Source organism: Roseibium sp. (genome assembly GCF_025698965.1).
Lineage (GTDB): Bacteria > Pseudomonadota > Alphaproteobacteria > Rhizobiales > Stappiaceae > Roseibium.
In genome coordinates, this window is the sequence record NZ_JAILWL010000437.1 from 1 (window position 1) to 5,641 (window position 5,641).

Below are 5,641 nucleotides of genomic sequence, written 5' to 3' on the forward strand. Positions count from 1 at the left end.
GATTTTGCCAAGCCGCTGGTGAATTCCGGTCGTCTCTCGGCGCCAACGCCCTATGTGACGAGTTCTTTGAACACGGTGGACGAGGAAGACTTTGAAGGCCGGATGACTCCCGGAACCTGTTGCGCCGATGCGCCTGTCAGGGTCGGTGGCAAGGACGCCTGGTTCCTCAATCAGATCGGTGATGGTTTTACCCTGCTGGTGTTCGGGGATGAGCATGCCGAGGACGTTGCGAACGGCAATGTCGGAGTGGAAGTTTTGCGTGTCGGCAAGGATATTGACGACGCCGACGGCAAACTTGCCGACCGCTATGACGGAAGACCCGGCACAGTCTACCTGATCCGGCCGGACCAGCATGTTGCAGCCCGATGGCGCCACTTCAATGACAACAAGGTGCAGGCCGCACTTAAAACGGCAATAGGAGCTGAGTGAAGATGTCTTTGAAATTGAACTCGAATCTCGAAGATCCGGATGGCTTTTATGAATACCTTGTCTCCAGCCAGCGTCACATGAGCGATGATGAGGCCAACCGCATGAACGCGCGACTGGTTCTCATCCTCTGCAACCAGGTTGGCAACATGGAAACGCTCAAGACCGCGATCGATTTCGCGGCAGACCCCAAAGCGATTGTTGCGTAAGAAATGGGCGGCTCTGGCCGCCCGTTTCCCATAGGCGTCATCTCTGACCAGATCGGGGATGACCCAGAGTGGAGAAGAAACCCTTGGTCTAGTTGAACGATCATCATCGTATTGCGTCGTCGACAAATCATCCGTTCGCCTGATCAGCCGCCCCGAATACGGGCCATTGAATGGGCATCAACATAGACTCCGTCACGGAATGCAAACGATTTAAACGTGCCTTCGGTTTCAAATCCGAAGCGCTCATAAAGCCTGATCGCAGCAACGTTGTCGATGAAAACCGTGAGCTCAATCCGGCGGATATCCATCCAGTTGTCGGCAATGTCCAAGAGCTCCGCCAGGATCGCCCCGCCTATGCCGCGGCCGCAATAGTCATCGTGAACACCCATTCCCAGACCGGCTGCGTGCCCACGGCGGCCTGCGAAACGTGAAAACCCGGCAATCGCCACGATTTTCCCATCAAGGACAGCAACCAATGAAACGGCGTCGGGTGATGCATTTTCGATCCGCGCTTCAACGTCTTTCTTTTTGGGATAGGGCAGCCTCAGGGTTCCTGCGCGATACTGCGGCAAACTTTGAAGAGCTGTAATGCCTTCAGCGTCCGCAGGGGATATTGCGCGTATGACAAGACCGTCCGGCCAGGGACGGGCCCTTGAAACGGAGTTGAGTTCCGATGGTGAATTGGTGTCAGGTCTCATACCGGCTCTCGTGATATCTTTTTCAAGAGCAGGCCATATCGCAATCCCTGCTCTTACTAAGCAGGGGCGATGGTGATCAGGTCAGATATCAACCCATGACAACCATGCCGCGTCCCCTGCAGGAACGACGGTATGAATGGTCATCACATGTAGCATCTGATAGTTGATCATGGGGCGACACTCGCGCACCGCGCGCGTTCTGTCAATTGCAAGAAAACCCCGTGCCATCACCGTTAGTGCATTTCACGCGAATTCATAGGCAATTGCGCCGAACGTGTCGGATGGAAAGCCATAGGCCATCGATAGTCCTGCCGCGTCTGCATTCACACCGTGTTCGGCGTTGGGCGGAACATAGATCGCAACGCCTGGCTCAATTCGAAGCGTTTCGCCATTGATGGTCACGGTGCCCGATCCTGCAAGACCGAAATAGAACTCGGCAGGAGCGTGCCGGTGAGGATTGAGACACCCATTCGGAGGAAAGTTGGCAACACCGAAGACAAGCCCGCTGGATGGAGTTTTGTTGGCGCAAATCAGCGTTTTCCATTCAACGGTCCCGAACACTGGATCTGTTCCACCTTCAACGGCCTGATGGTCTACATGTTCCGCGAAGCCTCGCTGCATTTTGTCGAGATCCGCAGCCACAATTGCCTCATGGGTGTCTTCGAGGATTTCGTTCATACGCATGTTTCAGTCTCCGCTCTGAATTCACAGACGACATTCCCTCACTGGGCCTATGGATGGAAACTTCCCTGAAAGGCGGTCTTTATGCAATATTGGAAAATCTCATATCGTTATACGCTGAGGTTATAGTGTGAGTCGTTTACCTTCCTTTTCCAGTCTGCTGGCTTTTGATGCCGTCGCGCGGCATGGAACACTCACTCGGGCCGCTCAGGAGCTGAATGTCTCCCAACCGGCCGTCAGCCGCCGTCTTGCCATGCTTGAAGAAGATCTTGGCTGCTGCGTTGTGGATCGAGGTACCCGGCCGTTGAAGTTAACGGCAGAAGGGCAAGAGTTATTTGACGTTTTGAGGTCCGGTCTGGCGCGGATCGAAGCGGTGGTCGAACGATTGCGCGATACAACGGCACCTGGAACGGTCAGCGTTGCATGCGGATCGGGATTTGCTGCCTATTGGCTTATTCCGCGGTTGCCGGAATTGGAACAGGCCATGCCGGAAACGTCGATACAAATCATAAGTCAGGCGCATACTGACGATAAGGATACAGCGGATGTGAACATCCGGTTCGGCGATGGCGACTGGCAAGGACTGGAAGTCGGCGCTGTGCTTGGCGAGGACGTCTTTCCTGTCGCAAGTCCCGCCTATGTCGCCTTGAAAGGCGGAGATCTTACGGTCGATGCCCTGAAGGCGGAACGCCTGTTGGGGCAGCATCGTGACACTGGTGCCTGGTACAACTGGGAAACCTGGTTTGATGCCGTCGGATCTCCGGTCCGGACCAAGCTGCGGACGCTGGATTTCGACAGCTACGCACTCATGGTCAATGCTGCACTGGCGGGGCAGGGCGTTTGCCTGTGCTGGGCGGGGCTCTTGGATGTCTTTTTGGAAAGCGGTGCGCTTGTCAGATTGACAGATGTCTCGGCAGGTTCGGGACGTGGCTACTTCGTTACGTTTCGTGAGGATGAAGCCCAAGACTCTCCCGTCCGGCAGGTCGCGGACTGGATGATCGCCAACAGATCCTACACGCTGCAATCCTGAGAATGTGATTTGCCGACTGCGCCGGCAGATGCGGTAAATGCGCGGACAAAGCTGACAAACGGACGAATTCAGGTGACAGCACAGGCGCAGGTAAAAATCGGATTGGGCGGTGGCTGTCATTGGTGCACTGAAGCCGTCTTTCAGGCGCTCGGCGGGATTTCAACCGTCGAACAAGGTTTCATCCGTTCCGAACCACCGGAAGACAGTTGGTCTGAAGCCGTTATCGTCACCCTCGATCCAGTAGCGCTGCCGCTTGAGGTGCTTGTAGAAATCCATCTGCGCACACATGCCAGCACATCTCATCACAAGTTGCGTGGCAAATACCGGAGTGCGGTCTATGTCGAGGAGGCCGAAACCGGCTTGCTTGTCGACCGCATCCTGTGTGATTTTCAACCGCAATTTGACGACCCTCTTGTCACGAGGGTCCTTCCGTTTGCTGGCTTCAAGGCATCTGATGCGCGCTTTCGAAATTACTATGCCACCGATCCAGAACGTCCTTTCTGCAAGACCTATATCGACCCGAAACTGGCGATGCTGAGGAGGGAATACAGCAACGTGCTGAAGGAGGAGGCGAGCCGGTGACGTCGTCGCTTCAACCGTATCCTGGCGACCCCGTCAACGCGAAGGTTCCTCTAGATAGGCCTTGGTTTCAATCAGCTGTACCGGTGTTTCAGAAATAAGGTTTTGCCACAGCCAGTGGTGATGTTCCTTGACCGCTGACGCAGAAAGGTGCGGCCTGTCAGCCAGCGTATGAGCGTCGGAGACGACTGCGACTGGAAACCGGTTGGATACCGCTGAGCGAACTGTTGAATCGACGCAAAAATCGGTAGCCCAACCACAAATCATCACTCGTGTTGGCTGGAGCTCTTCGAGCGTTCTTTTCAATTCGGTTCCGGCAAAACCGTCATTCAATGATTTTTCGACAATTGTGTCGTCTTCGTTTCTGATCAGTTCAGGCAAAAAGGCCCAGGAACTTGTTCCCGGCTCGAAACTCTCTCCTGCAGTGCCACAGTGCCGTATCCAGATAACCGCACCGTTTCTGCGGCGCACTTCTTTCGTCAGCGCATTAATGTGCTCGATCACACTGGAAAGATTGTGTTTGGCAGCCCCCTCCATCAATCCGCATTGCATGTCGACGATCAGCAAAACATCCATATCAGCATTCCTACTTTGCATCTGCGACGACATCAGGGATGGGGGAACGGAAAGCCGTGGCGCTCGCTCAACGCTTGCAGGATCAAGTCCTTGTCGTTGATGAAACCGCCTTCAGCAAGGATCAAGACAGGAAGGCTCTGGTTACCTTCCCCAAGAAAATTGATGATCGGCTGCCGTGGTCTTGGCCAGCCGACCCGTCGGACCTCCAGCTTTTGCACCAGATGGGGAAACGAGGTGAGGACACCTTCCATGAGCGCGCAATGCCAGCAATAGAATGTCTTGTTCGGATAATCCGGATCTGTGAAACCCGGCTCAAGCAAATAGAGCGCATCTTTCAAGCAACATCTCCCATCTTCACTGAGAAAACCTGTTTACTGCGCGAACAAACCCTTTACGTCCGGCCATTCCGCACCGTCGTGATGGGCGGCGATTGCCAGAAACTCTTCCAGAAACTCAAAACAGCCTTCGTCATGGGCAAGGTGATGGGTCAGCAGACCAACGGGTTCCAGGCGGATGTTCCGTCGTCTCGTGAGCTGCAGATCGAAGCGCAGGCGGGCGCTTTCCCAGCCAATGAAACGCACATGTTTCTTCCATTTCAGGATGTCGATATGAGACTGGACCTGATGAGCCCGTGGGAAATTGTGCCAGGTGAATGTGGAAAGGCCAGGGAGATCGATCTCCAGCAGACGACGTGAGATTTTCGGGTCGATCCGATTCCACGGTGGCACCATCGCATGGATGAACTTGTCGCCGAAAAGGTCTTCCAGCTTTGCCTTGCCGTCGGCAAGCTGTGCAATCAATTCATCCGGGTCTCGGCGCGAACCGAGTTCGGCAGCCTTTTCGCGTTTTTCCTTGAGTTGAAAATTCTTGTGCTGCCAGCCGTGCTGAAGAACCCAGGCCCGAGGCTCTTTTGCCAGCCGTTTCGCCAGCGCTTCGGTTGCATCCTTCGGGATGACGGCAAGGGCCAGGTCAACACCGTGACGGTTGGCGAGGTCGAGCATGCGGTCCAGCAGTTTTGTTGGCTTAACGGCATCGTCGTCGCGCCACCAGAACCGCACTTTGCGGCCGCGCTCTGCAAACCAGTCGAGATGGGAGGTCAACTCGTCTTTGAAGCGCTGCAGATGGGCAGCGGAGGAGGGTATGGTCAAAAAACGCGATCCGGTTGAAGTGTCATGGACGGGAGGCGGTGAAGAGGAAGTAACCGATTGTTGCGAAGATTTCGCCTTTCTCTCGCAACCTGTCAATCGACTGCTGCCATTCCTTTCCTTCGTCCTCTGAGATGGCACCAGCTTCTTCGGCATGAACCCCGAGACTATTGAAATAAGCTGCTGCCAGATCCTGCTGAAAAATAAGGACGCGGGAGGCGCATTCAAGGTTCTGAATGCCAAGCTCCCGAAGCGCGCTGTTCAAAGGGCCGGGAAGCCAGCCTTGTTCGACGGCTT

9 protein-coding genes and 1 pseudogene are annotated in these 5,641 nt (G+C 55.0%); 4 read left to right on the forward strand and 6 right to left on the reverse strand.

Going from position 1 to position 5,641, the window contains the following annotated elements:
- Together K5905_RS26275 and K5905_RS26280 are read left to right on the forward strand one after the other, a co-directional pair.
- Window positions 1-429, forward strand: a pseudogene (locus K5905_RS26275) (FAD-dependent oxidoreductase); the annotation flags it as partial.
- A gap of 2 nt (window positions 430-431) precedes the next feature.
- Window positions 432-635 carry a DUF2783 domain-containing protein gene (locus tag K5905_RS26280; RefSeq protein ID WP_297589728.1) on the forward strand — a complete coding sequence of 68 codons (204 nt, stop codon included), beginning with the start codon at window positions 432-434 and terminating at the stop codon, window positions 633-635.
- Window positions 636-778: 143 nt separating this feature from the next.
- Here the strand turns inward: K5905_RS26280 and K5905_RS26285 are convergent, their stop codons facing one another.
- Window positions 779-1,333, reverse strand: coding sequence for a GNAT family N-acetyltransferase (locus K5905_RS26285; RefSeq protein WP_297589731.1), 555 nt, complete (start codon window positions 1,331-1,333; stop codon window positions 779-781).
- A gap of 243 nt (window positions 1,334-1,576) precedes the next feature.
- A complete protein-coding gene (locus tag K5905_RS26290; RefSeq protein ID WP_297589733.1) occupies window positions 1,577-2,017 on the reverse strand; it encodes a cupin domain-containing protein in 441 nt (146 codons plus the stop codon).
- Between the two features lie 127 nt (window positions 2,018-2,144).
- Between K5905_RS26290 and K5905_RS26295 the strand changes: the two genes are divergently transcribed.
- Entirely contained in the window at window positions 2,145-3,044 is a 900-nt protein-coding gene (locus K5905_RS26295) for a LysR substrate-binding domain-containing protein (RefSeq protein WP_297589735.1), read from the forward strand.
- 9 nt (window positions 3,045-3,053) lie between these two features.
- On the forward strand, window positions 3,054-3,626 hold the full coding sequence (locus tag K5905_RS26300; RefSeq protein WP_297589737.1) for a peptide-methionine (S)-S-oxide reductase: 573 nt from the start codon (window positions 3,054-3,056) through the stop codon (window positions 3,624-3,626).
- A 33-nt stretch (window positions 3,627-3,659) separates the two neighbouring features.
- On the opposite strand, the gene K5905_RS26305 is transcribed toward K5905_RS26300, so the two are convergent.
- The 4 genes from K5905_RS26305 to K5905_RS26320 all read right to left on the reverse strand — a co-directional run.
- Window positions 3,660-4,199: a cysteine hydrolase family protein gene (locus tag K5905_RS26305; protein ID WP_297589740.1), complete on the reverse strand. Its 540-nt coding sequence runs from the start codon at window positions 4,197-4,199 to the stop codon at window positions 3,660-3,662.
- 32 nt (window positions 4,200-4,231) lie between these two features.
- Window positions 4,232-4,537, reverse strand: coding sequence for a DUF3088 domain-containing protein (locus K5905_RS26310; protein ID WP_297589742.1), 306 nt, complete (start codon window positions 4,535-4,537; stop codon window positions 4,232-4,234).
- A 33-nt stretch (window positions 4,538-4,570) separates the two neighbouring features.
- The gene (locus K5905_RS26315) at window positions 4,571-5,347 is read right to left on the reverse strand and encodes a polysaccharide deacetylase family protein (protein ID WP_297589744.1); all 777 of its coding nucleotides are present in this window, start codon (window positions 5,345-5,347) and stop codon (window positions 4,571-4,573) included.
- Between the two features lie 22 nt (window positions 5,348-5,369).
- On the reverse strand, window positions 5,370-5,641 hold a 272-nt coding region (locus K5905_RS26320), incomplete at its 5' end, for a hypothetical protein (RefSeq protein ID WP_297589747.1).